The 26,018-nt window shown below is 43.7% G+C and carries 22 protein-coding genes; 12 read left to right on the forward strand and 10 right to left on the reverse strand.

The window, feature by feature from the left end:
- Position 1 precedes the first annotated feature (1 nt).
- Together pdxH and recJ are read left to right on the forward strand one after the other, a co-directional pair.
- Positions 2–658, forward strand: coding sequence for a pyridoxamine 5'-phosphate oxidase (gene pdxH, locus MF4640_RS00590; RefSeq protein ID WP_078388321.1), 657 nt, complete (start codon positions 2–4; stop codon positions 656–658).
- Entirely contained in the window at positions 659–2,365 is a 1,707-nt protein-coding gene (recJ, locus tag MF4640_RS00595; RefSeq protein WP_078388322.1) for a single-stranded-DNA-specific exonuclease RecJ, read from the forward strand.
- Positions 2,366–2,409: 44 nt separating this feature from the next.
- On the opposite strand, the gene MF4640_RS00600 is transcribed toward recJ, so the two are convergent.
- Both MF4640_RS00600 and MF4640_RS00605 read right to left on the reverse strand, forming a co-directional pair.
- Positions 2,410–3,210 carry a putative porin gene (locus MF4640_RS00600; RefSeq protein ID WP_078388323.1) on the reverse strand — a complete coding sequence of 267 codons (801 nt, stop codon included), beginning with the start codon at positions 3,208–3,210 and terminating at the stop codon, positions 2,410–2,412.
- 174 nt (positions 3,211–3,384) lie between these two features.
- Positions 3,385–4,161 carry a putative porin gene (locus tag MF4640_RS00605; protein WP_078388324.1) on the reverse strand — a complete coding sequence of 259 codons (777 nt, stop codon included), beginning with the start codon at positions 4,159–4,161 and terminating at the stop codon, positions 3,385–3,387.
- Between the two features lie 483 nt (positions 4,162–4,644).
- On the opposite strand from MF4640_RS00605, the gene prfB reads away from it, so the two are divergent.
- The 5 genes from prfB to MF4640_RS00630 all read left to right on the forward strand — a co-directional run bounded on the left by prfB (position 4,645) and on the right by MF4640_RS00630 (position 9,592).
- A protein-coding gene (gene prfB, locus MF4640_RS00610) for a peptide chain release factor 2 (RefSeq protein ID WP_100222790.1) occupies positions 4,645–5,740 on the forward strand; the annotation gives its coding sequence in 2 pieces (ribosomal slippage) (positions 4,645–4,716 and positions 4,718–5,740; 1,095 coding nt in all).
- Positions 5,741–5,880: 140 nt separating this feature from the next.
- On the forward strand, positions 5,881–6,180 hold the full coding sequence (locus MF4640_RS00615) for an ArsR/SmtB family transcription factor (RefSeq protein ID WP_004978252.1): 300 nt from the start codon (positions 5,881–5,883) through the stop codon (positions 6,178–6,180).
- A 15-nt stretch (positions 6,181–6,195) separates the two neighbouring features.
- Positions 6,196–7,275: an alkene reductase gene (locus tag MF4640_RS00620; RefSeq protein WP_078388325.1), complete on the forward strand. Its 1,080-nt coding sequence runs from the start codon at positions 6,196–6,198 to the stop codon at positions 7,273–7,275.
- Between the two features lie 99 nt (positions 7,276–7,374).
- Positions 7,375–8,655: a 3-deoxy-D-manno-octulosonic acid transferase gene (locus MF4640_RS00625; protein ID WP_078388326.1), complete on the forward strand. Its 1,281-nt coding sequence runs from the start codon at positions 7,375–7,377 to the stop codon at positions 8,653–8,655.
- Between the two features lie 226 nt (positions 8,656–8,881).
- Positions 8,882–9,592: a 16S rRNA (uracil(1498)-N(3))-methyltransferase gene (locus MF4640_RS00630; RefSeq protein WP_078388327.1), complete on the forward strand. Its 711-nt coding sequence runs from the start codon at positions 8,882–8,884 to the stop codon at positions 9,590–9,592.
- On the opposite strand, the gene MF4640_RS00635 is transcribed toward MF4640_RS00630, so the two are convergent.
- A complete protein-coding gene (locus tag MF4640_RS00635) occupies positions 9,578–10,549 on the reverse strand; it encodes a mechanosensitive ion channel family protein (RefSeq protein ID WP_078388328.1) in 972 nt (323 codons plus the stop codon). The genes MF4640_RS00630 and MF4640_RS00635 overlap by 15 nt on opposite strands.
- Positions 10,550–11,002: 453 nt before the next feature.
- On the opposite strand from MF4640_RS00635, the gene acs reads away from it, so the two are divergent.
- Positions 11,003–12,946: an acetate--CoA ligase gene (gene acs / locus MF4640_RS00640; protein ID WP_078388329.1), complete on the forward strand. Its 1,944-nt coding sequence runs from the start codon at positions 11,003–11,005 to the stop codon at positions 12,944–12,946.
- A gap of 120 nt (positions 12,947–13,066) precedes the next feature.
- On the opposite strand, the gene MF4640_RS00645 is transcribed toward acs, so the two are convergent.
- The 5 genes from MF4640_RS00645 to msuE all read right to left on the reverse strand — a co-directional run bounded on the left by MF4640_RS00645 (position 13,067) and on the right by msuE (position 16,973).
- Positions 13,067–13,681, reverse strand: coding sequence for a riboflavin synthase subunit alpha (locus MF4640_RS00645; protein WP_078388330.1), 615 nt, complete (start codon positions 13,679–13,681; stop codon positions 13,067–13,069).
- A gap of 61 nt (positions 13,682–13,742) precedes the next feature.
- The gene (locus MF4640_RS00650; protein ID WP_058870488.1) at positions 13,743–14,576 is read right to left on the reverse strand and encodes an SDR family NAD(P)-dependent oxidoreductase; all 834 of its coding nucleotides are present in this window, start codon (positions 14,574–14,576) and stop codon (positions 13,743–13,745) included.
- A complete protein-coding gene (locus MF4640_RS00655) occupies positions 14,573–14,983 on the reverse strand; it encodes a DoxX-like family protein (RefSeq protein ID WP_078388331.1) in 411 nt (136 codons plus the stop codon). The genes MF4640_RS00650 and MF4640_RS00655 overlap by 4 nt, the downstream gene beginning before the upstream one ends.
- A 127-nt stretch (positions 14,984–15,110) precedes the next feature.
- A complete protein-coding gene (gene sfnG / locus MF4640_RS00660) occupies positions 15,111–16,217 on the reverse strand; it encodes a dimethylsulfone monooxygenase SfnG (protein ID WP_078388332.1) in 1,107 nt (368 codons plus the stop codon).
- Between the two features lie 27 nt (positions 16,218–16,244).
- Complete coding sequence (gene msuE / locus MF4640_RS00665; RefSeq protein ID WP_004691693.1) at positions 16,245–16,973, reverse strand: FMN reductase; 729 nt, start codon at positions 16,971–16,973, stop codon at positions 16,245–16,247.
- Between the two features lie 377 nt (positions 16,974–17,350).
- On the opposite strand from msuE, the gene MF4640_RS00670 reads away from it, so the two are divergent.
- Positions 17,351–18,001 carry a response regulator gene (locus MF4640_RS00670; RefSeq protein ID WP_078388333.1) on the forward strand — a complete coding sequence of 217 codons (651 nt, stop codon included), beginning with the start codon at positions 17,351–17,353 and terminating at the stop codon, positions 17,999–18,001.
- A gap of 57 nt (positions 18,002–18,058) precedes the next feature.
- On the opposite strand, the gene MF4640_RS00675 is transcribed toward MF4640_RS00670, so the two are convergent.
- Together MF4640_RS00675 and MF4640_RS00680 are read right to left on the reverse strand one after the other, a co-directional pair.
- Positions 18,059–18,826: a hypothetical protein gene (locus MF4640_RS00675; protein ID WP_078388334.1), complete on the reverse strand. Its 768-nt coding sequence runs from the start codon at positions 18,824–18,826 to the stop codon at positions 18,059–18,061.
- A 402-nt stretch (positions 18,827–19,228) separates the two neighbouring features.
- A complete protein-coding gene (locus MF4640_RS00680) occupies positions 19,229–22,726 on the reverse strand; it encodes a PAS domain-containing hybrid sensor histidine kinase/response regulator (RefSeq protein WP_078388344.1) in 3,498 nt (1,165 codons plus the stop codon).
- A 186-nt stretch (positions 22,727–22,912) separates the two neighbouring features.
- Between MF4640_RS00680 and MF4640_RS00685 the strand changes: the two genes are divergently transcribed.
- The 3 genes from MF4640_RS00685 to MF4640_RS00695 all read left to right on the forward strand — a co-directional run bounded on the left by MF4640_RS00685 (position 22,913) and on the right by MF4640_RS00695 (position 25,901).
- A complete protein-coding gene (locus tag MF4640_RS00685; protein WP_004691685.1) occupies positions 22,913–23,245 on the forward strand; it encodes a DUF485 domain-containing protein in 333 nt (110 codons plus the stop codon).
- Complete coding sequence (locus tag MF4640_RS00690; RefSeq protein WP_062032020.1) at positions 23,245–24,960, forward strand: cation acetate symporter; 1,716 nt, start codon at positions 23,245–23,247, stop codon at positions 24,958–24,960. Before MF4640_RS00685 ends, MF4640_RS00690 begins: the two co-directional genes overlap by 1 nt.
- Positions 24,961–25,211: 251 nt before the next feature.
- Positions 25,212–25,901, forward strand: a complete 690-nt coding sequence (locus MF4640_RS00695) for an ion channel (protein ID WP_004691682.1) — start codon at positions 25,212–25,214, stop codon at positions 25,899–25,901.
- Positions 25,902–26,018: the final 117 nt, after the last annotated feature.

Below are 26,018 nucleotides of genomic sequence, written 5' to 3' on the forward strand. Positions count from 1 at the left end.
AATGAGTGATTTAATTAAAGATCTCAGCGAGCTTCGTTTAAGTTATCAAAAAGGCGAGCTGCGTGAAGATCGAGTAGAAACCAATCCACATACTCAGTTCTTGCTTTGGTTTAATCATGCCTTAGAAGCTCAGTTACACGAACCCTATGCCATGTCATTGGCGACAGCAACTGCGCAGGGTCGTCCACATGTGCGAACGGTATTGTTACGTGGTGCAACCGAAGCCGGGTATGATTTTTATACCAATTATGACAGCCAAAAAGGCAATGATCTGGCTGAAAACCCATATGCTGAGTTACTGTTCTATTGGCAAGAGCAGGAACGTCAGATTCGCATTGGTGGTAAAGTAGTCAAAATTTCTGAAGCTGAATCAACCGACTACTATCATAAGCGTCCACGAGATAGTCAAATTGCAGCACATATCAGTACACCACAAAGTGGTGTGATTGAAAGCCGTGAAGTCTTGCAACAACGTTTTGAGCAATTGCAAAGCCAAGTTGAAGGTAAATCAGAGCTGAATAAACCCCTCTTTTGGGGTGGCTACCGTATCGAGCCTGACTATTATGAGTTTTGGCAAGGGCGTCCGAACCGTTTACATGACCGTTTAAGTTATGAAAAACAGCAAGATGTTTGGATGCTGAAGCGTTTGATGCCATAAATGTCAGCCATTCAAATTAAGCAAAGACCCTTTATTACCTGTCCTGAATTATTTCAGGACATTCCTGCGTTTATTGCAGAAATTTTAGCCCGCCGTGGGGTGGCGTCAACGCAGGAGCTGGAGTTAAAGCTCAAGCATTTACTGGCCCCTAGTCTGAAAGGCTTAAATGAAGCGATTCAGTTGATGGATGCTGCGATTGATCAGCAACACAAAATCGTGATTGTGGGTGATTATGATGCAGATGGTGCAACCAGCACAGCTTTAATGATCTTGGCTTTGCGAGAAATGGGGGCGCAGGTAGAGTATCTGGTTCCAGACCGCTTTAAATATGGTTATGGCTTAACGCCTGCGATTGCGGATTTAGCATTTACCAGCTTTACACCTGATTTATTGATTACCGTTGATAATGGTATTTCCAGTCATGACGGCGTGAAACAAGCGCAAGATCATGGTATGCAGGTGATTATTACCGATCACCATTTGACCACCAAACCGACTCCCAGTGCCCAAGCGGTAGTGAATCCGAACCAGTTGGGGTGTGATTTTCCAAGTAAAGCCTTAGCTGGGGTCGGCGTGGCCTTTTATGTCTTGGCCAATTTATCAACCTATCGTAAAAAACTGAATAAGTCTTCGGCAGTCATGAGTCAGTATTTGGATTTGGTGGCCTTGGGGACTTATGCCGATGTTGCTAGTCTTGACTATAACAATCGTATCTTGGTTGATGTTGGCCTGAAGCGTATTCAACAACATTTATGTCGTCCGGGCATCAGCGCTCTACTGGAGATTGCAGGTCGAGAAGCTGCAAGTTTAAAAGCGCAAGATTTGGGGTTTGTACTGGGACCACGTATTAATGCGGCAGGTCGTATGGAAACCATGGATATCGGTATTGAATGTCTGTTGGCACAGGACTTTGCTTCCGCTTATCCATTGGCAGAACAACTGAATCAGTTGAATGTGGAGCGTCGTCAGGTTGAAGCGACGATGAAACAAGAGGCCTTAATAGCCTTGGATCAAATTCAACTGGACGATACGGTCTTACCTGCGGCTTTAATCATGTTCGAGCCGCATTGGCATCAAGGGGTGATTGGCATTGTTGCGGGGCGTTTAAAAGAACAGTTTCATCGTCCGAGTATTGTGTTTGCTGCAGATGAAGATGGGGTACATATCAAAGGTTCTGCCCGTTCGATTGAAGGAGTGCATATCCGCGATGCCATTGAGTGCGTTGCTGAGCAATATCCACATTTGGTCAGCCACTTTGGTGGGCATGCTGCGGCAGCGGGTTTAACCATTCAAAAAGTCTATTTTGAAGAGTTTAAGCAGGCCTTTGAAGTACTGATGGCAGCTCAGGATGAAGGTTTATTTACGGCGACTTTATGGACCGATGGTGAGTTAGCAGCAGAAAATATTCAGGTTGAAACGGTCGATCTTCTACAGCAGATTAGTCCATGGGGGCAAAAGTTTCCAGCACCTATTTTTGAAGGAAACTTTCAAATTTTAGATTTCCGCTGGTTGAAAGAAGTGCATTTAAAATTACGTATAGCTTTAGACAATGGACAGGTTGTAGATGCCATTGCTTTTAATGCTGCAGACAAATACCAGTTCAATGAGATGAACCATCAAATTCGTTTGGTCTATGAGCTGGATAAAAATGAATTTCGTGGCAATGTCAGCGTACAACTTCGCATTTTGCATTTAGAACAACATTAAAAAACCGCTCTATAGAGCGGTTTTTTTACTTTTAATGCAAGGGATTAGAAGCGGAATGTACCATTGATACCGAATGAATCGATTTCATCAACTGTTGTGTAATTTACACCAACTGCAATTGTTGGGGTAAAGAATTTTTGTGCACGAACGCCAAAAACAGTTTCAGAATCATCAGCAGTTGAGTCTGCAATAGAAACGCCTACACTTAAAGTTGGGTCGATATAAAGATCAGCACCTAAGCGATAAGTTGTTTCATCACCAAAATAAGATAAGCCTTCAAAGTTAGCAAAATGGTTGCCAATTTGAGTGACATATTTAGCACGTAAAGATACAGCAGTATCCTCACCTACGGTTACTTGATTTAGAAGATTTGTCATAAAGCCATAGTTTGCAACTTGAACAGGGTCTACGCTTTCATTTGCTGCACCAATAGCCAATAAAAGGCCATTGATTGGTAAGTAACCAACTTCAAGTGCATAACCAGTATTATCGTCGCCTGCAAAGTCAACCTGGTTAATAGTTCCACCCACATAGAATTGTGTATTTGGAATATAGAATTCTCCGCTCAGGCCAACGACATCAATATCTTCGTCGCCATCACCGCTAGCATTAGCATAACCTAAACCAATATTGCTAGCTTTACTTAGGAACGCTGCTTCAGCTAAAGGTGCATTTTTGACTTGAACACCATTTAAATAATATTTGCCATTAATGAAGAATGTATCTAAATCACCTTCTCCATCAAAATCAGTGTTTTCATAGCCCCCATTGATTTCAAATTGATACGCATGAGCAGTACTTAAACCAGCAAGAAGAGCAGTTGCAAGCGCGAGTTTTTTAAACATTATTGAGATTCCCTCTGTTGTAGAAATATGACTGTTTTGTTACAGTTGTTGCTGATTGTACGTAAAATACGCAGCACGTCAATGTACTATTTCTACCTAACTGCTTTATTTTAGGGTATAAAAAAGCACCCTTCCGAAGAAGGGTGCTATTTGAGTAAGGAATTAGACTTAAGCTTAGAAGCGATATTTCGCAGCGACACCAAAGCGGTTGTAGTCAGCATTACCAACTTCACCAAAGCCTACACGACCTTCCAAACTGACTTGTGGTGTAAAGAATTTACGTGCACTCACACCAAACTCATCATTATCGTTGATATCGTTGCTGTAATAATCGACACCAACACTTAGCGTTTTATCAATGAAGTAATCTGCAGCAAGATTGTATTCATCGAGATCACCAAAAGCAGCACCTGCTTCAAGGTTGATGTCTTTACCATTCGAAAGTGTAGTTACATATTTGGCACGTAAAGTCGGGTCTACACCATCATCACGGTCATTATCCCAACCTTTAAGACCTGCGGCAATTAACAAGCCTGGCGCTGGTAAATAACCCACTTCTGCACCATAGGTGGTTAAATCATTGTTTAGGTCATCATTATCTTTCAAGTCATGACCGCTCACATTACCACTTAAATAAAAGTCTGAGTTCGGTACAAAGTACTCTGCACCTACGCCATAAGTATGCGCTTCATTGTCGCCAACTTCGTCATATTGGTATTTTGCGTTAACGTTACTTGCACGGTCTAAGAATGCTGCTTCTGCAAGTGGCGCATTACGTGTTTGAACTGGGTTGAAATAGTATGTGCCATCTACGCCAAAAGAGCCGCTTGAACTACCGTTGTCTGGATCAATTAGGCCAGCTGAAGCACCCACTTCTGCTTGGTATGCATGTGCAGTACCTGTGATCGCTAGAGCGGAAAGTAATGCTGAAGCAATTGCTAATTTTTTCATGGTATGTACCCCTCGTAAGTGGAACTGTATTTCATTAATTTTTTGTTACAACTTCAGTCTAGGGCAAAAAAAAAAAGCGTCAACCAAAGGAAAGTTAATGCTCTGTATCTAAGGTTACATCGTGTAATTTCTAAAATTTAAATGATTGATAATAAATTATAAATTTATAATGTTTTGTTTTATTAAAATTGTGTAGATTCTGTGGATTTCATAATTTTTGACGATATTTTAACCAATTTTAACTCAAAATGTTTAGTCCGTTCGTCTGTTGAGAACACTTCTCAGGTGTGTGTTTTGTGGGATGGTTCGCATTTATATGCAGCTTGATTTTGGATCAAGTGAATACTTTTTTGGAGGCTAAACAGTTTTAATCTCTAGAAAGAAGGGTGTGTTTTTGTCGAATTTGAGATGAATAATCCCAGCCGTCGACTGTGATATAATCAGCGGCTATTTTTCGCTTTATATTGATTGAGAGTAATTCACGTGGAAATTAATCCGTATCTAAACCAATTAAAAGACTTAAACGACCGTGGTCTCACATTACGGGGGTATCTTTGACTACGATCTGAAAAAAGAGCGTTTAGAAGAAGTTCTCCGTGAATTAGAAGACCCAGCGATTTGGAATGATCAAAGCCGTGCACAAGCCATGGCCAAAGAAAAAGGCGAACTTGAAAACGTCTTAAATGTGTTAGATGGTTTGGCAACGCAGCTTGAAGATGCGCAAGCGATGCTTGATTTGGCAGTCGAAGCAGATGATGAAAGTCTGTTGGCTGATGTCCAAGCTGAATTGACTTCTGCAGAAGAAGAGTTAGCGAAGCTTGAATTCCGCCGTATGTTCAGTAACCCAATGGACCCAAATCCATGTTATGTGGAAATTCAAGCTGGTTCAGGTGGGACAGAAGCACAAGACTGGGCGTCAATGCTACTGCGTATGTATATGCGCTGGATTGAACGTCATGGTTTTAAGGCTGAATTGATGGAAGAATCAGACGGCGATGTGGCTGGGATTAAGTCAGCAACGATTCGTGTGGAAGGTGAGTATGCCTATGGCTGGTTGCGTACCGAATCGGGCGTGCATCGCTTAGTGCGTAAATCGCCATTTGACTCGGGTAACCGCCGTCATACCTCATTCTCTGCTGTGTTTGTCTCGCCAGAAGTCGATGACAACATTGAAATTGATATCAACCCATCTGACGTGCGTACCGATACTTACCGTGCTTCGGGTGCAGGTGGTCAGCACATTAACAAAACAGACTCTGCGGTACGTTTAACCCACGCGCCAACAGGGATTGTGGTGGCGTGTCAGAACCAACGTTCACAACATGCCAACCGTGACCATGCTTGGAAACAGTTACGTGCGAAGTTGTATGAATTGGAAATGAGCAAACGTAACGAAGCGGCTCAAGCACTTGAAGACTCGAAGTCGGATATTGGTTGGGGCAGTCAGATTCGTTCTTATGTGTTGGATGACTCGCGTATTAAAGACTTACGTACGGGTGTTGAAAACTCCAACACTGGTGCAGTACTAGATGGTGACCTTGATAAGTTTATTGAAGCAAGCTTAAAACAAGGTTTGTAATTTAAATGATGAATGAAAGCAAAGTGTTATCAATTATTTTACAATATATCTAAAAAAATCGATATTAAAATCGAAAAAATGCGATATATTAAGTAAAACAAGCTGACAACGCTTTGTTGCCCATTAAACGTGTCTTGAGTATGGATATAGATTTAATTTTTAAAGCCTTGGCTAATCCAACGCGTCGCCAAATTTTGGAATGGTTAAAAAAACCGGAACAATTTTTATCGAGTGACGAATGTGGTGACTTTAGACGCGGCGTATGTGCAGGTCATATCGAACGGTTGGGAAATGTATCGCAATCGACGATGTCGAACCATTTGTCCGTTTTACAGCAGGCCGGTTTAATTCAAGTGGAAAAATATGGACAATGGTCTTATTTTTCTCGCAATGAAGCGTTGATTCAGCAATTTATCGAACACCTACAACAACACCTTTAACAGGTGGGAGTAACGATGGCTGAATTAAATTCTCCTTTAACGCTCGGTGCGTTAGAGCTTAAAAACCGTGTCATCATGGCGCCGCTGACCCGTAACCGCGCAACTGCTGATCGCGTTCCAACCCCAATGATGGTTGATTACTATGCGCAACGTGCAAGTGCTGGCCTGATCATTTCTGAAGCTACAGTGATTTCTGAAGAAGCCAATGGCTATTTGAATACTCCAGGATTGTTTACCGATGCTCAGGTCGAAGGCTGGAAAAAGGTCACTCAAGCGGTTCATGAGAAGGGCGGTCTGATTATTGCCCAGCTTTGGCATGTTGGTCGTGTATCGCATCCGGATCTGTTAAATGGTGAAACACCAGTCTCTGCAAGTGCAGTACAACAGGCGGGTCATGTCAGCTTACTACGTCCAAAACGTCCTTATGTATTGCCACGTCCTTTGGAGGTTTCTGAAATTCACGCGATTACCGAGCAATATAAGCAAGCCGCGATTCGTGCTAAAGAAGCCGGTTTTGATGGTGTGGAATTACATGCTGCCAATGGTTATCTTATTGACCAGTTCTTGCAAAGCAAAACCAATCAGCGTAAAGATGAATACGGCGGTTCAGTGGAAAATCGTACACGGTTCCTGCTAGAAGCCACTGATGCACTGATTGAAGTATGGGGTGCAGATCGTGTAGGGGTGCATTTTGCGCCGCGTTGTGATGACCATGACATGGGCGATGATAATCCACGTGAAACATTTGGCTATGCCATGGAGCAGCTGGGCAAACGCAAGATTGCCTTCTTCTTTACCCGTGAATATCTGGCTGAAGACAGTATTTCTGAATATATGAAAGAGCGTTCTGGTGGAGTGCCTTATATTGCCAATATGCAACTGAGTCGTGAAGATGCGATTCAGCTGTTGGCATCAGGCAAGGCTGATGCGGTGTCTTTTGGTAAGGCGTATATTGCCAATCCAGACTTGTATGAGCGTTTACTGCAAGATGCACCACTGAATGAACTGAAACTGGAAAATATGATTGGAACGGATGTCGCGGCAGGCTATGTGGACTATCCGACTTTAGCTGAAATGGAAACTGCTGCGGTTTAAATTGCTTTTCCGTTCAATTCGCGACAAGATAACAGCGCAATTCATGGGATAATATGAGTTGCGCTGTTTTATTTTTGCATTGATTTTTGGAGCACGTATTTGGCTACTCCTTTTTGGTATAACGCAGCACTTGCGCTGATCAAACCGCTGTATAAGTCTAAAATAAAAAAACGTGCAGAGACTACAGAACAATTTCAACAAGAATGTCTCGAACGTTTCGGGCCATTTCAACCCGTTAAAAATCGCCAAGCGATTTGGTTCCATGTGGTGTCGGTGGGTGAAACCAATGCAGCGCAGCCTCTCATCGAGCATTATTTAAAAGCGGGTCATCCAGTCTTGGTGACCAATACCACTAAAACTGGGCAGGCGCGGGCCAAATCCCTATTTTTAAAAGCACCTTATTTAGACCTGTTCCAAGCGGTATATTTACCTGCAGATCAAAAGCCTTTAGTTCGTCAGTTTTTTGCATTGTATCAGCCCAAACTTTTGGCTTTGGTTGAAACAGAACTCTGGCCGAATTTAATTGCCCAAGCGGGGCAGAGTCAGGTGCCATGTATCTTGATTAATGCACGTCTTTCTGAAAAATCAGCCAAAGGCTATGCCAAAGTATCTAGCCTGACGCAGCCGATGTTACATGGGCTAGATCAGCTCTTGGCACAAGATCGGGCAACTGCAGAGCGCTTTATTCAGCTCGGTGCAGCGCCATCGCTAACACAGGTGGTGGGCAGTATTAAGTTTGATATTCATGCGCCAGAATCGGCTGTCAAACTGGCAGCTCAGCTCAAGCAAGAATGGTCACTGGCTGGGCGTAAGATCATCACTATTGCCAGTACCCATGCACCTGAAGAACAAAAATTGTTAAATGCACTTAAGCCATATTTGGATGCGCAGTCTGAACTGTTGTGTATTGTTGTGCCGCGTCATCCAGAACGTTTTGATGAGGTCTTTGCTGTTGCACAAAGTTTAAATTTAAACACCACTCGCAGAAGTACGGGACAAAGAATAGAGGCGGAAACCCAAGTCTATTTAGCTGATTCGATGGGGGAGATGTGGTTATGGTATGCCTTATCGAATGCTTGTTTTGTCGGGGGATCACTAAATGAACCGGGTGGCGGACATAATATTTTAGAGCCAATTGCGTTACATGTGCCGACGGTTTTGGGCAAAAACTATTTTAATTTTCAAACCATTGTCGATGAATTTGTACAGGCCGATGCAGTGAAAGTTGTTGAGGATGCTGAACAAGCTGCCGCGGTGTTGATGACACTGTTAGAGGATGCAGAGCAGGCCAATACACTGAATCAAGCGGCACAAAAGATTATGCAATTGAATACGGGCTCTTTGAAAAAGCATATTCAAGTGATTGATACTTATTTATAGACTATTCACAAAAAATAGGAACGGTGAGGTGGCAGGTATGCCACCGTTAGGCTGTGGTATAGGGATGTACTATCAGCCTAACAAAGAGTTTTGCCTACTTTTGCTCTTTCAAAAGTAGGGTCATGCCTACACAGGGGCTTTAAATTTATATTGTTATTTGTGACTATGAGTGATTAAGCTGCTGAATATCACGAGTTCGCACAGTTTAAAGTAGTTTTTTCAAATTATGAATATCGTTCTCTTAGACCCGCGCCAAACTGAATCTGAAGTCTGGTCCATTAGTGCCAAGCGTCAGCTTGAACATTTACATCGTCATTTAGAGCTTAAAGTCGGTGATACTTTAAGAGTAGGAATACAAAACGGGAAGCGTCATCTTACGCAAGTGGTTGAGGTTTCCGAAACAGCTGTACGCTTAAAACCCTTATATGAAGAACCTGTACCAGCCAAACTACCAGTCACTTTAATTGTCGCGATGCCACGCCCTAAAGTTCTGCGTCGTTTGATTATGGATGCGGTGACTTTAGGGGTTGAAAAAATCATTTTGCTGCACAGCTATCGGGTCGATAAAAGTTATTGGCAAACCCCGTTCTTACAACAGTTGGATCAGTATGTGACTTTGGGGCTAGAGCAGGCAGGCGATACGATTGCACCGAAAGTTGAAATTTATAAACGCTTTAAGCCTTTTGTTGAAGATCAATTGCCAAGCCTGATTTCAGCCGACTGTCCTGCCTATGTGGCACATCCCTATAGCGATGCCAAAATGCCTTTTGCGATTCAGCATCCCTGTACGGTTGTGATCGGGCCGGAAGGAGGATTTATCCCTTACGAAGTTGAATTACTTGTAAAAAACGGCTGCCAAGCGGTGAGCTTAGGCAACCGTATTATTCGGACTGAAACCGTGATCCCTTATGTTTTAGGGCGTTTATTTAGCGGTTGAAGTTTCTGTCGGGTAGCTGTCATTTTTTGCGACGCGAACTTCTTGGACTGGGTAAGGAATAGAAATTCCTTGCTCAGCAAAGGCTTGAACCACATATTCTTGTACTGAACTGATCGAGCCAGATACCGTAGTTTCTGTGGTGTTGACCCACCATTGAACTTTAAGATTTACTGAAAAATCTGCAAGTGCAGCGACGTTCACGCTAAAACCCGGTTGACTTAAAATGGTCGTATCTCGGTCTAAAATGCCTAAAATAATATCTTTGGCTTTTTTGATGTCATCTTCATAACCAATACCGACCAAGAATTCACAGCGACGACGTGGATAGGCGGTGTTAACGGTGACTGCACTGGTATACACAGTTGCATTTGGAATCACGATACGACGACCATCTGGCGCACGTAGGTAAGTGGCACGAATTTGAATATCTTCAACGTTACCTTCCATACCCGAGACAATGATGTCGTCGCCAATCTTAAACGGTTCACCCAGTAAAATCAGGATTCCTGAAAGTAGGTTTTGGAAGATGTCTTTAAATGCAAAACCAATCGCAACCGAGCCAATCCCCAAAGCACTCATCAGCTGACCAGGGGTGAAACCCGGAATCGCAATCACCATGGCAATCAGGAAGCCAATAAAGACGATGGCCGAACTGCCGACACGGTTCAGGACAAGGACAAGGTTTTGCTTGGTATAAGAACGATCAGACAGTGCTTTACGAACAAAAAGTTTAAACAGTTTGGAGAGAAAATAAAAAATGATGAAGGTAATCAGCGCAATACAAAAATAAGGCATACGCTCCCAAAAACTATCGACAAATTTGTCGATGGTGGAATAGGCATCATTATATTTTGCTGTATGTGCAATTACACTTTGCGTGGTTTTTGCTGTCGCGTCATGTAGCATCTCTGACGTACCTTGAGCAACCTCGCTCAAGGTATTGGTTTGTTCTGACACTGGTGCTCCAATCGCTGAGAATTTGGCATATTTTGCCTGAAAATTGTGTGTATTTAATAGAGAAAAGCGTATGAAATTATCGCATTCTGGGTGATTGATAGACGGATAAAAATCTATCTCTCTGTTTTTTTAATGCTTGAGTTTTGGAATGAAGGCGCTGAGTCATGCTCCTATGTATGAAATAGCGCAGCCTGAAGTGTAACAATATGCTTTAAAAAGCCTAACTGGAGCGACTTTACTGAGTTCAGCTTTGTTCATGTTACGGATTAAACACAGGATCTCATTGAAAGACCACTATAAAATGTGTTTTAAATTGTAGAAATAATATACGACCAAAGCCGTGTTGATCTGTTTAAAAAACAATCGTCATACTGTGGTTATGCAGTCCAATAATAAACCAATAACTGTGGCATGAACTCTCGCGATGAGAGTCAGAATATAAGGAAGTATGATATGAAAGAAGTCTATCCTGTACCTGCTGAATTTGAAAAAACTGCGCGCACCAATGAACAAGAATATTTTGAACGCTATCAAAAATCGATAGAACAACCTGACGAATATTGGGCTGAACAAGCGTTGAAACTCGATTGGATCAAGCCTTTTAGCCAAGTCAAAAACACCAGTTATGACAAAGATAATTTTAAAATTGAATGGTTTGCAGATGGTCAGTTAAACCTAAGTGCTAACTGCCTTGACCGACACTTAAAAGAGCATCCGTATAAACCCGCCATTATTTGGGAGGGTGACCATCCCTCACGCCATAAAATCATTTCCTTTGCTGAACTGTATGACGAAGTGTGTCGTTTTTCTAATGTCCTAAAAAAGCATGGTGTGGTGAAGGGTGATCGTGTGGTGCTGTATATGCCGATGATTTCAGAAGCGGCCATTTCGATGTTGGCCTGTGCCCGAATCGGTGCCGTGCATTGTGTGGTGTTTGGTGGTTTCTCGCCTGATTCATTGGCAAGCCGAATTGATGACAGTCAAGCTAAAATTGTGATTACCGCAGACTCTGGAATGCGCGGGGGTAAACCGATTCCGCTGAAAGAAAATGTAGACGCAGCATTGAATCTACCCGGGACAGACTCAGTACAAAACGTGATTGTGGTGCACCGGACAGGCAATCCAATCACGCTGAAAGAAGGGCGTGATTTGTGGTATCACATGGAAATCATGACCGTCAACGAGATTTGTCCACCTGAACCGATGAATGCTGAAGATCCCCTATTTATTTTATATACCTCAGGTTCAACCGGTAAGCCCAAAGGTGTGCTGCATACCACAGGGGGCTATTTAACTTATGTGAATAGTACCTTCCGTGAAGTGTTCGACTTAAAACAAGATGATGTGTTTTGGTGTACAGCCGATGTAGGTTGGATTACGGGACATTCTTATGTGCTGTATGGCCCCTTGTCGAATGGAACCACAACAGTGATGTTTGAGGGGATTCCACAGTATCCAAGTTGGGCACGTACAGGACATATTGTCGACAAACACAATGTGACGATTTTATACACGGCCCCGACAGCGATCCGCGCCATGATGCGTGAAGGGGATGCCTTTGTCCGTGAGAGTGACCGTAGCAGTTTGCGTTTAATTGGTTCCGTTGGAGAACCGATCAACCCTGAAGCATGGAATTGGTACTACACGGTAGTGGGAGAAAGCCGTTGCCCAGTGGTGGATACTTGGTGGCAAACCGAAACAGGCGGGATTTTAATTTCTCCACTTCCGGGTGCGACACCGCTTAAACCCGGGTCTGCAACGCGTCCTTTATTTGGAATTAAACCCGCTTTGGTCGATGCTGAAGGCAAAGAGTTAGAAGGAGAAGCTGAAGGCAATCTGGTGATTAAGGATTCATGGCCAGGACAAATGCGAACCATTTGGGGGGATCCTGAGCGGTTTATCGAAGCGTATTTTGCAACCTATCCGGGAACGTATTTCACGGGCGATGGTGCACGCCGTGATAAAGATGGTTACTACTGGATCACAGGTCGAGTCGATGATGTACTGAATGTGTCAGGGCACCGCTTAGGCACGGCCGAAGTGGAAAGTGCTTTGGTGGCACATGAGGCGGTTGCTGAGGCTGCCGTAGTAGGAATGCCACACGAGATCAAAGGGCAGGGAATTTGTTCCTTTGTCACTTTACAAGCGGGCACAGCGCAAACGGAAGAACTCCGTGCAGAGCTGATTCAGTGGGTAAGAAAGGTGTTGGGCCCTGTGGCGACACCAGATGCCTTACATTGGGCACCGTCTTTACCCAAAACACGTTCAGGCAAAATCATGCGCCGTATTTTAAGAAAAATTGCGGCGAACGAGTTAGATAGTTTGGGCGATACATCGACGCTGGCTGAACCGCAAGTGGTCGAAGTGTTGATTAAAGAAGTGTATCCAAACGGATAAAATCAACCTAAAAAAATACCGTCTTAAGCAGACGGTATTTTTATTTTGGTGTACCGATGGAATACGTCGGGTTGCTGTATACCAATTTGTAAGTGCGAGACGTTTAGAAATTAAATAGTTCTAACGCTGATGGATGCTTTCTAAGGTATCCACCATCGTCCGTGTCATCTGATCAATTTCATAATTGACCGCATCGCCGACTTGTACCGATGCCCACGTGGTTAGACGCAAGGTTTCAGGAATCAAATCAACTGAAATTTCATGGCTGTTACGATCAACACGGTTGACGGTGAGGCTACAACCATTCAGACCAATAAAACCTTTTAAGAAAAAGTATTTGATATTACCCTCGGGAATGTGGAGATCCACATGCAGAGTCTCGCCGTGACGGCTCAGCTGCTTTATCGTAGCCGTTCCTTCGATATGTCCATACAAGTTGTGTCCCCCATTTTCCATCCCGACTTTGGCTGAACGTTCGATATTCACCTCATCGCCTGTCTGTAAAGCCCCTAAAGTGGTCAGGCGTCGAGTCAAATCTGAGACATCAAAATGGACTTGACTGGTGGTCAGATCGATGTGCGTTGCAGTTAAGCAGGTGCCATTGATGGCTACACTTGCACCGATGAAGACATCGTGAAAAAAGTTGTGTGTATTTGAAACTACAAGGGTGCTAAAACCGTCGCCTTGACGGACATCTAGAATTTTCTCTAAGCCTTGTACAATACCTGTGTACATCAGAAGTCTTCCTAATTCGGGGGTTATGTTTAATGTAAATGATCTATCACTCGATGTGGCATTATTTTGAGTTGAGATGTGCTAAAGCTGTACCTTTGATTGGATTTCGACGCCAATAATAGGGTCGCAAAAATCGGAGCAACAGACGTAAGGGCGTCATCCATACGATTCGGGTATGGCGACGTTTATTCTCTAAAATACGTTGAGCCAAATAGCGACAGACCACTTCGGGAGGATCGATAATAAACAAAAAAAGCCGTTTCATTTTGTTCCAGTGCTGAATATTGCCATTTTGCCAAGAGGATACCAGTAGGTCGGTTGCCACCATTCCAGGGCTGAGTGTGCCGACTTGAATGTGGGTCTGTTTGGTTTCTTTAAACAGGGCTAGACTAAAGTAACCTACGGCACGTTTGGTGGTGGCATAGGCGGTCATGCCTGCACTCCATTCGCCTCGAGTACCCCAACCTTCCATATTGAAAATTTGACCATAGCCTTGTGCTAGCATGCCATTTAAGGCCACTTGTGAGCCGAACATACTGCCTAGAATATTGGTTTGAACTACAGTTTGTATGTCTGCTGCTGTGAGATCTTTAAAGTCTAGTGTCGCTGTACAACTGCCTGCATTATTAATCCAAATCTGAACAGCACCAAATTGTTGAATGGCTTCATCCCAAAGCGTTTGTACTTCATGGATTTGCGTGACATCACAAGTGACAGCATGAATCAGCGCAGCGGGAAAGCGATGCCGTAGCTGTTGCAGGGCGCTGTGCAAATCTGTGCTGTTTCGCCCAGAAATCACAACGGCTTGTTGCTGTTCCAAGAAGGCTTGAGCTAAACCCAAGCCGATACCTTTAGAACTGCCTGTAATGACAATGCAACCTGATTTTGAATTCATATGGATCCTTTACTTTGTGAACTAAAGGAAGTCGCTTTTTGACTGTGAAGCATACAATAACAAATGGATAGACTGATCATTGCAAGGTTCATAACCACAGGATTAAAAGCACGAATGAGACTGTCTGGTATTAGAAAAGCGACCAGTGCGAATAAAAACACTAAGCTAAAGATACTGAGGTAATGCAGATATTTACTGGAGCTAAATAGGAACGATAAAGCAAAAACACACTCAAGCACACCTGAGCCCTGACCTGCCAGTTGAGCCTGTACATAGGAAAGTCCAAAAGTTTGCCAAATGGCAATCTCATCGGGATTGATAAAGAGGATTTTAGGAATTAGACCTTGATAGCCCCATAAAAAGGCCAAAGAGAGATTAATGAATTTAGAGGGTTGGCTGTTGTTCATATCAAGTGGTTATTTTTTACTTTGTGCGGATTATACACCAATAAAAAAACCCTCAAGCCGAGCCTTGAGGGAAGAATAGAGTCACCTATGATTATTATTTTTTAGTTCGTGTCTGCTGCTTACCGAGCTAAGCAGATTTGGCAGTCTCAACGGATTGCTGCTGAGCTTCCAACTCACGAACCAATGGCAACACTTTGGCACCGAAGTATTCAACCTCTTCGATAAAATGTAAAAAACCTGAAAGGATTAAATCCACCCCAACAGCTTTTAATTCCACAATACGTTCGGCAATTTGGCGTGGTGTACCAATCAAATTGGTTTTAAAGCCATCATTGTATTGAACTAAATCTTCAAAGCTCGATTTGGCCCAGTTGCCTTCACCTTCAAGTGTTGCAGCACCCGCCTCACGGGTGGCATCGCCAAAGGCATGTACCGCTTGAATATTGGCTTTATCAATAATTTCTTGCAGAACCGTTTTCGCTTCTTCCTCGGTATCTCGGGCAATAATGAAAGCATTGACCCCAATTTTGACCTGATGGCCATTCTGTTGGGCTTTTGCACGAATATCATCAATCTGTTTTTTGAGCTCCTCAGGGGTGTTGCCATTGGTAAAATACCAGTCTGAAACCCGTGCAGCCATATCCCGTGCAGCGCGTGAACTGCCGCCTTGGAAAATTTCAATATGCGGCTTTTGCACAGGTTTGGGTGACAAGGTGTAGTCTTTGAACTGGTAGTATTTTCCATCAAAACTATAGTTGTCTTGGGTCCAAACACCTTTTAATGCACGAATAAACTCTTCCGAGCGAGCATAGCGTTGGTCATGTTCAGGCCATGTTTCACCAATGGCATCAAATTCGCCGCGAAACCAACCACTAACCACATTAATCGCAATACGCCCTTGGGTTAAGTGGTCGATGGTTGCAAGCTGTTTTGCGGCAAGCACGGGTTTCCACGGGCCAGGTAAAATAGCGGCAATGACTTTGAGTTTGCTGGTTTTGGCTAAGATACCGTGACTAAAGCTGACCGACTCATGTTGGTTTTCTGCGTTATAACCCGCAGTAAAACGAATCTGAGTTAGAGCATAGTCAAAGCCATTTTTTTCCGCAGCCTGCGCTAAACGGACGTTATAGTCATAACTCCAGTCTGTGCGCTGCTCAATATTACTCACCACTAAGCCACCGCTGACATTGGGAACCCAATAAGCAAACGTAATATTTTTATTCTGTTGTGACATGTGAAAACCCTCTCAATGCTTTTTGCGTTAAGCGACTTGTGGTTTGGCTTTTTTCTGATGCAAGCGAGACTCGGCTGCATCTAAATTTGGTACTGCGGCTGAAGGCAGTACATCGTCTTGTTCGATTTGTGTGTTGATACCCAAGTTTTGATTTGCAAGTTGGGTCTTTTCTTTCACTACTTCTGCACGCTGACCTTTGGCAGGTGCCCATTCTAGGATGGGTAAAGCACGAGCTACGGCAAGAGTAATGCGATCTCGTAATAATTCACTGTGGATGGTATACGCGGGTGTAAAGTCTTTGTCTGTGGCATAGACCCCAATGGGTAAAGTTTGCGCTTGGAAAAAACTAAATAACGGGCGAAGTTGATGCTCCAGTACGAGGGCATGACGTTCACTGCCACCTGAAGCTGCAAGCAGTACCGGTACATCGACCAGCGCCGTTTGCTCAACAAAGTCGAAAAAGTGTTTGAATAAACCAGTAAATGAAGCACGGTAAACTGGCGTTCCAACAATCAACGCATCGGCAGCTTCGACCGCTGCTAAGTCATCTTGCACACGTTGTGGCAGTTGGTTGCGGTAAATCGCGCCACCGAGTAAATGGCCAATTTCGCTGAATTTAATGAAATGTACATTGATTGGGGTTGCATCGCCCAGTTCATTTAATATTTCTTGTACTAGCGCCTCAGTTTTAGACGGGGTATTTAAACCGCCTGACACAGCGACAATATTGAGTGGTTTTTGCAGTAAAGTAGACATAAGGACAGCCCTAAAGTGTTTTATCTCGGAATGGGCTTATTTATCTAATATCTACATTTGGTCTGTAAAATAAAGAAATAGCGTTAGGTTATCTGATTTTAAGATATATCTGCTGAGCTTGAAAAAGGTTGCTAAAATTTTTATTAAGTGTTTGTATTTTTTATATATATTTAAAATAAATAACCTTTTTCGATGTACTGATAAATTTTATATCAAAATGTGATTAGTTATTTATATTTCAATATCGACTTGGAATTGAGGCTATTTTCCTGCCTAAAGCGTGATAAAGTGAAAAAAAGTTAGACTTTGCATATCCTTATCGGCACTTGTATGGTTAGAATAGTCAAGACTAGTGCACTCGAAATCTCTCGTTGCTTATGAATATATTAATCGTTGATGACCATCCGCTGTTTCGCCATGCGTTAATCCAAGCTGTTCGTTATAGCTTACCGCAAGCTCAAATTCATGAAACAGCCGCAGTAAACGAGTTTTATGAACGCCTTGAAAAAGGTCCTGAACCTGATTTGGTGCTATTGGACTTAAACTTACCAGGTGCTTCAGGTTTTTCTGCATTGGTACACGTTCGTGCCCAGTATCCATCATTACCGATTATTGTCGTTTCAGCGCATGAAGAGACGTCGATCATTCAGCGTTCAATTGCGCATGGTGCGATGGGGTATATTCCAAAGTCGGCACATCCAAGTCATATTGGCGAAGCAATTCGCGAAGTCTTAGATGGTGAAATTTGGTTGCCGCCAAATTTACCTGCTAACATGAACTTTGATCCACGTGCTGCCGATGAAACTGCACTGGCTGAGCGAATTCAATCCTTAACACCACAGCAGTTCCGTGTATTGATGATGGTGGCAGAAGGTTTGCTGAATAAGCAGATTGCTTATGAACTCGATGTTTCAGAAGCGACGATTAAAGCGCACGTGACTGCGATTTTCCGTAAGCTCGGGGTACAAAACCGAACTCAAGCGGTCCTCGCGATCAATCCTTTAAATATTGAAGAAAAACGCATGTAAGCTGATCTATTGAATTAAAAAAGCGCTGAATCATCAGCGCTTTTTTTGGTCTTAAGTTTAAGCCAAGCAGTTTTGTTTGCTGGTGACATCGGTACAAAATAAAGGATTCAGAGCACATTGCAAGTCATCAATTTGCTCTTCAGAGACATAGCCCTGTTGTTTCAAATAAGCGGCAACGCGGTCATCACGTAGACTTAAAAAGGCCGCATCATACACGCCAAGATCGACAAATAAAGCCGCCGTTTCTAAGCTATTGAAACGGTCTAAATAGATTTCGTTGTCATACATGAGGAAAATATGGTCTTGTGTCCCTTGGGCATCAATACTTAAACGATCCGCCAAGACTTGCGGTGGTGTTTTAATAAAGAGCAGATCCGACAATTGGTCAAACTGGGTGGTGTCGAGTTGATCCTGATCGGTTTTGACTTTACCGAGCCATGCTTTAAACACCAAAACTGCACCGCCGCGAAGGAGCATGCTCCAAATTTGATGGCGCACATCTTCACTGAGTCCGCTGGATTCGGCTTCCAATGCCAGCAAGAACGGGTCTTCTTGTTGCTGAAGTTTTTCAAATAGACCTAAACCTTGCGGTTGGTAAGCCGCGGGGCGAAACACATCAAATTCGAGTTGTTCAAACACTTGTAATGCGAGGGGAATAGCGGTGTGATACAGCGTATCTAAGGCCTGAACATGAGTCTCGTTGAGTTTACTTTGTTTAAAGAGTTCGACCCAGTCAATACTGGGTAAAAAGGCATTGGCACTATACTGACGCAAAAATTGTTGTGACTGATCTGAGCCATGTGGCATTGCTTTAGAAATGTTCATCATAAAACTCCAAGACAAGGATGATCAGTTTCTTCAGCGAAGGAAGGGGTATATAGGTAGAAAAACTGATCTTTTCTTAGTCCTAGTTATCTGCCAATCCCCTGCGGAGATGAATACGACTAAAGTCGTAGTTTGCGTTTTTATGTATATTTAGTTTAAATAAAACAAATACTTGAAAAATTGTAACTAAGTATACAAGTGTTCACTAATGTAACTGGTGTATTTTGCCATAGTAAAAATAGATGTGTAATTTTTAGTCAATATTGTTGGGCTTCAAAGGGCTGAAAATGAGCACTTTGGTCGAAACCTTTAAAACTTTAGTCAGTTTGCCGTATATACAGGGCCTAAAAAAGACAAAACCCAAGTCAGATGACTTGGGTTTTGTGAGCAAATGTAGTGAATTTATTCAGGATTTGAAATTTTTAAACCCGATAACCATGCTCGTAAAGAAGCAGGTTTTAATGGTTTTTTCAAAAGCACGATATTCATATCTTTGACCCGTTGTGGTAGTTCAGGATCTGAGTCTGCGGTGATCAAAGCGACGGGGACATTCTCTTGGCGATTGGCCAAAATAAAGTCCAAACCAATTTTGTCATGATTTAAGTGCTGATCGACCAACCAGACCTGAATGTTTTCTTGTTGAATCATCTCAAAAGCCTGTTCAGGTTCGGTCGCCTTAAACACTTGATAGCCCCATTTGGTCAGTAAAGTCGACATCCCTTCTAAAATGGTTTCGTCATTGTCTAAACACAAAATCTTATAGGCTTTGGTTTTGAGTGGTACCGCTTGTACAGGCGCTGCTACGACTTTGGGTGGGTCAATGATTGGTACTTCAATCATAAAGCATGACCCTTTGCCATACTCTGAATAGACATGCACTGGGTAGTCGAGCAGGCTGGTCATCCGCTGTACGATGGCCAAGCCCAAGCCAAGCCCTTGCTCACCCCATGGTGAGGTATGGCCACAGCGCTCAAACTCTTGGAATAGTTTAATCCGTTGTTCTTCTGCAATGCCGGGTCCTGTATCCCACACTCCAATTCGAATATGGCGTGGTTTATCCGTGGAGCGGAGTACACCCACCACCACTTTGCCTTTGGCGGTATAGCGTAGGGCATTACTGACAAAGTTCTGAATAATACGGCGAATCCATTGTGGGTCGGTATCTATCCAGAACTGAGCATCATGTACGCTAAAACGAATACCGCGCTGTGCGGCAATGGATTTAAACTGCAATTCAAGGTCGCTGAGTAAATCATGCAGCGGATAAGCCTGACGGTTGGGTTGAATGGTGCCACCTTCCAGACGGGCAATATCCAACAGGGCAGACAACATACTTTCAGCACCATGTAAGGCACGATCAAGCTGTTGTAGCGTTTTACGGTCTTCCTCACTTTGTACGCTTTGTTCTAAAGCCGTACTGAACAGACGCGCGGCATGCATCGGTTGCAATAAGTCATGACTGGCCGCGGCAATAAAGCGGCTTTTCGACATATTGGCTTTGTCGGCTTGTTCACGTGCCAGTTGTTGCTCAGATAATGCATCTGCTAACTGTTGAGTTCGGTCTTGGACACGCGCCTCCAGCATGGCTTCATTTTCACGGAAGGCGGTAATGTCGGCAAATGTGGTGACAAAGCCACCACCTTCAATTGGGTTACCACGCATTTGAATGACACGACCATCTTTACGAATCCGTTCAAACTCGTGTGCGCTACCGACTTGCATCCAGTGCATCCGTTTCCGCACATGTTCTTCAACCGAACCCGGGCCACACTCGCCGCGTTCTGCGTTATATCGAATCAAATCGGAAATTGGACAGCCGACATAGACAATGTCTTTCGGATAATCAAACAGTTTTAAATATTGGTTATTCCATGCCACCAAACACATATTTTCATCGACCACACTCACGCCTTGGGTCATGTGGTCAATCATGGTCATGATCAGGTTTTGATTAAAACGTTGCCACTGTGAGGCTTGGTCTAGAATATTTGCCACTTGACCTAGGGCGAGGCCATTGTTGACCATTGCGGTGGTGAGCAGGGTACGTGCCGATGCAGCACCAATAGTGCCTGCCAAATATTGTTCGGTAAAACGCCACCACATGCCGTTGGCATTGCTGTTTTCATTCAGCACTACATTGTTTTGGGCACAGAACTGTTGAAAAGCGCGCATAGTTGCGCCATCGCCAGTAATCCGTTTGGCTAAGGTGATTAAATCACCAACTTTTAAACGTGCAACATCGTGATGAATGTAGTTGATGTCTGTAGACGTGCTCTGTGTCGGCAGTGGCTTGGTTTCATAATAGAAAAAGCTTTCTGCTTGAATTTGTTCGGCCACGCTGGGACGGAAAATTCGGGAAATCCAAATGTATAAAATAATATTCAGACCGAGTGCCCATACCACCCCATGGGTAAGTGCGGCAAAGGATTCAAAACCGAGCAGAGCTTCAGGACGTAACCAGTTAATGCCCATTGGCCCGACATTAAGAAAGCTTTCGGTAAAATGTGAATATTCAGCAGGTAAACTGCGCAGTACAGTGGGTAACAGCAGGGTGTAGGCCCACATACCAAAACCCGCCAATAAACCTGCATAGACACCTTGTTTACTGCCGCCACGCCAGTACAGACCACCAATGAGGGCTGGTGAGAACTGAGCCACCGCACTAAAGGCCAACAAGCCAAAGACTGAGAGTTGGTCAATATCATTGAAAAAATGGAAGAACAAAAAACCCAGGAGCATTACGGCTAAAATACAGACCCGACGGGTAAATTTAAGCACCAAGGGTAAGCGCTTATCGTGGCGGGACAGTAAATTGGTACGCCATAAGGCAGGCATGATCAAGTCATTACTGAGCATGATCGACAGCGCCACTGAAGACACCAACAGCATACCCGTAGAGGCAGAGAAGCCGCCTAAAAAGGCCAATAGGGTTAACCAGTCTTGGCCATAACTTAGGGGTAAAGACAAAACTGCGACATCGGGGATCGCTAAGTAATCTGGCGTTGCATGCAGCGCCCAACTGGCAATGGGAATAATGGCAATGATGGTTAAAACTAAATAAACTGCGAACCAGCGACGTGCCCCGCGAATATGCTTTTCATCACGCAATTCGACCACAGCGACGTGGAACTGACGCGGTAAGCAAATGATCGCGAGTCCAGCCAACAAGGTTTGAACCCAAAATGTATCGGGTACACCAATGAGTTGTACTTGATGGAAAGTCTCTGCAACATCCTTAGAAATTTGATGAATGTTTTCAGGTGCAGCAAACACGAAAAAGAGCGCGACACACAGCAAAGCAAACAGTTTGACAAAAGACTCGAAGGCAACCGCCAACATCAGACCGCCATGTTGTTCTGTATTGGCAATCTGTCTAGTCCCGAAAATCATGGCTAAAATGGCCAAGATACCAGTGAGGAACAGTACACCGTTGGTAGTTGAGGCGATACTGCCTGCGGTGGGCTCTAAAATCACCGCAGCACTAAGTGCAATAGCGCGTAACTGCAGGGCTAAGTAAGGAATAATCGCAATAACGGCGAGGATGGTCACCATCGAGGCCAAAGGCCCACTTTTACCATAACGTGCAGCAACAAAATCGGCAATTGATGAAATAGCATGGTGCTGACGGACGCGGCCTAAACGACGCCAAATGTCATAGCCCAGTGCGACGAAGAGTAGTGGGCCAAGGTAGATCGGCAGAAAGATAATGCCTTCACGAACTGCTGCACCTGTTGCGCCATAAAAGGTCCAAGATGAACAGTAGACCCCTAAAGTTAAACTAAACAATAGCATGCGCCCACGCGTGCTCAAGCGGCTGGCGTGTTTCTCACCAAAAAAGGCGCAGATAAAGAGTAAGACGATATAGAGGGCCAATACCCCGATAATGAGCCAGCTGTTCATTTTACCTAAAGTTTTTCCTTCATCTTGGCCATCATAGCGCATCTCGGATAGCGGCTGCTGAGCTTGTTTAAAATTTACAGACCAAAGTCTAAATTACAACCAATACAGAAGCTTGCTACTTTAGCAAATGTAATAATTCGAATTAAAAAATTGTATCTACGGTTGGATACAAACAGGAGTATGGTTATGGATGAGAGACAAGTAGAACAGATTCTACAAAATCCCAAATTCAAGGAAATGGTTAGTCGTAAAAGTAAACTGAGCTGGACACTGACAACTATTATGTTGGTTGTATACGTTGGTTTCATGTTGTTGGTCGGCTACAACAAAGAATTTTTAATGACTTCAGTCAGTGGTGGGGTGACCACGATTGGCATGCCATTGGGTCTAAGCATTATTGTATTGTCTTTTGTTTTGTGTGGTGTTTATTCGTATATCTCGAATAACAAACTCGACGCATTAAATGAAGAAGCAATGCGTGAAGTTGAAGCCATTGCGCAAGAGAAAGGACAGCACTAATGAAATGGAATTCATTGAAAGCGCTTACAGTCGCTGCTACAGCACTGTTGGCTTCGAGCCTAGCACTTGCAGGCCCAGATTTGGGTGAGGCTCAACAGCAAGCGACAAACTGGCATGCCATTATCATGTTCGGTATCTTTGTCGGATTTACTTTGCTCATCACCAAATGGGCAGCAAAACAAACCACCAACACTGCTGACTTCTACACAGCGGGTGGCGGGATCTCAGGTTTCCAAAATGGTTTAGCGATTGCGGGTGACTATATGTCCGCAGCGTCATTCTTGGGTATCTCTGCAATGGTTTTCAGTTCAGGCTTCGACGGCTTGCTGTATTCATTGGGTTTCATGGTCGGTTGGCCAATCGTATTGTTCTTGGTGGCTGAACGTCTACGTAACTTAGGTAAGTTCAACTTATCTGACGTGGTGTCATTCCGCTTAGCGGAAAAACCAGTGCGTACGCTTGCAGCAGTGAGTTCATTGGTTGTCGTTGCATTCTATCTGATCGCTCAGATGGTGGGTGCAGGTCAGTTGATCAAACTGTTATTTGGTTTGAACTACAACATTGCTGTAGTGATTGTCGGCCTTTTGATGATGGCTTACGTGATCTTCGGTGGGATGTTGGCAACGACTTGGGTACAGATTATTAAAGCTGTAATGCTTTTGTCTGGCGCGACATTCATGGCTTTCATGGTGATGAAAGGCGTAGGCTTCAGCTTCTCTGAAATGTTCACGCAGTCAATTCAAGTTTTCTCTAAAGTACATGACATTTCTCTAGCAGAAGCGGGCAATATCATGGGCCCAGGTAAACTTGCAGCGAACCCAATTGATGCCATTTCTTTAGGTTTGGCTTTAATGTTCGGCACAGCGGGTTTACCACACATCTTAATGCGTTTCTTTACGGTTAAAGATGCTAAAGAAGCACGTAAATCAGTGGTTGTTGCAACGGGTTTCATTGGTTACTTCTACCTTCTAACCTTCATCATTGGTTTTGGTGCGATCCTTTATGTATCGAATAATCCACAGTTCCTTGATGTCGCGAAAATGGCAGTAACTGGCAAGCTAGAGCTTGTTGGTGGTAACAACATGGCGGCGGTTCACTTGTCTGATGCATTGGGCGGTGACTTGTTCATGGGCTTCATTTCAGCAGTGGCGTTCGCAACGATTCTTGCTGTTGTTGCAGGTCTGACCTTGTCAGGTGCTTCAGCAATCTCGCATGACTTGTACGCAAACGTATTCAAGAAAGGTCAAACGACTCCTGAATCTGAACTTCGTATGTCTAAAATCGCGACTTTAGGTCTTGCTATTTTTGCGATGATTTTAGGGATTCTGTTCGAGAAACAAAACGTTGCCTTCATGGTCGGTTTAGCATTCTCTGTAGCAGCATGTGCGAACTTCCCAGTGCTTGTACTGTCAATGTTCTGGAAAGGTTTAACCACACGTGGTGCGGTGATTGGAGGTGTGATTGGTCTAGTGACTGCAGTAACACTAATTATCTTATCTAAAGCCGTTTGGGTCGATACATTGGGCATTTCTGAAACGCCAGTGAACCCATTCAATGGTCCAGCAATCTTTGCAATGCCATTGGCGTTCTTCTGCTGCTGGTTGTTCTCTGTGACTGATAACTCAGCACGTGCACAAGCAGAACGTAAAGCATTTGATGCGCAGTATGTACGTTCACAAACGGGTATTGGTATCTCAGGTGCTTCAGATCACTAATCTGAACCTGAAATAAAAAAAGCCCCTTCATCGGGGCTTTTTTTATGGTGTTGATTCTCTTAACTGTGTTGGCTTTGAATGCTGAAAGACCTAGATCGTGACATTCAGTATTCAAGCAGTACTCAAATTGTTGGACAAAATGAATCGACTGACACGAATAAAAAGCATCGGTTTCAGTGGACATTCATGCTAAGTTAAAAAAGCGAGAACAAGAACCAATCAAACTTGGCTTTAAAAATAACAGGCTGCATATGCAAGTATTTGTCGAATTTTGGAAAGGCTTCCGTCTACTGCCTTCAGCATGGTTACTGCTGTTGCAATTTATTATGCTGATTTTGGCACTGTTGAGCGGCCATAGCTTGTCCTTACGTGTATTGGTTTGGGGCTTAGGTGTTTTGGTCCTGTTACTCATTGCCAAGGTCATTCGTCAGACCCCCGTGTTCACCATTCTCGGCTTGAGTTTTGTTGGTGGGGCATTGTTCTTTTCCTTACTGATTTTACTGGGTGCGCGAGATCCGATGCTGTTGGTGATTAGCCATGCCTTTGAGGCGATGGCCTATTTTATTGCGGCCTATGGTTTGCTGCGCTATATGTTCGCAGACCGTTATTTGACCAAAGATGAGCTATTTGCTGCAGGGGCAGTGTTTACCCTTATTGCATGGGGTTTTGCCTTTTTATATAGCATTTGCCAGATTTTAGAACCCAATAGCTTTTTAAATCCCAATGTGGCGGGTGCACAGTCATGGCTCGATTTATTATTTTTAAGCTTTAGTTTGCAGTCGGCGACAGGTTTGTCCGATTTAATGCCACTGACACCGCTGGCCCGTATGATTGCAATGTTGCAGATGTTTTGTGGGGTGATGTATTTGGCTTTAGTCGTCTCACGCTTGATTGCCTTGCAGTATATTCAGCACCGACCCAATGATCATAAAGAAAATTAAACTGTTACAGGATTCGCACTGCCTTATTTTTAAACATAAATTATGATGGAACAGAATCGTTAAATTTTAAGCTATTCATTCTTCACTCTTTATTAGACTCGTCTAATTAACCATTTT

Origin of the sequence: Acinetobacter sp. MF4640 (genome assembly GCF_002018895.1) — a bacterium.
GTDB classification, from domain to species: Bacteria; Pseudomonadota; Gammaproteobacteria; order Pseudomonadales; family Moraxellaceae; genus Acinetobacter; species Acinetobacter johnsonii.